Origin of the sequence: Rheinheimera lutimaris, assembly GCF_013283795.1 — a bacterium.
In the GTDB taxonomy this organism is placed as follows: domain Bacteria; phylum Pseudomonadota; class Gammaproteobacteria; order Enterobacterales; family Alteromonadaceae; genus Alishewanella; species Alishewanella lutimaris.
Map to the genome: position 1 here is coordinate 1 of NZ_JABSOD010000050.1, position 441 is coordinate 441.

At 54.2% G+C, this 441-nt stretch carries 1 protein-coding gene; it reads left to right on the forward strand.

Features of this window, described 5'->3' with window-relative positions:
* Window positions 1-35: 35 nt before the first annotated feature.
* Window positions 36-441: DDE-type integrase/transposase/recombinase (locus HRH59_RS19155; protein ID WP_331460212.1), on the forward strand; the 406-nt coding region annotated here is incomplete at its 3' end.

A 441-nucleotide genomic window follows, 5' to 3' on the forward strand; every position in this document is an offset into this window, starting at 1 on the left:
TGAATGCGCTGGGTGTGAGTTGTTGCCTGAACACTGTGGCCAGCATCCTCAAAGCCAGAGGGATACGGGCACGTAACGGTAAAGCGTTTCGCTACAGCCCACGCACTGAAGCGATGACGAATGTGGCGGATAACCTGCTGAAAAGACGCTTTGGCGCCGAGAAACCCAACGAGCGCTGGACAACGGATATCACCTATATCTGGTTGAAAGACAAATGGTTATATCTGGCGACGGTGATGGATTTATACTCCAGAGCCATCGTGGGGTGGTCGCTCGATACCAGCATGACGGAGCGGCTGATTACGCAGGCACTGAAAATGGCACTGGCAAGAAGACAGCCCAAGCCTGGCCTGATAGTGCACTCAGACCGCGGTGTACAATATCGCTCAACCGCCTATCAGGACGAATTAATGCATGCCGGCTGTGTGCCGAGCATGAGCC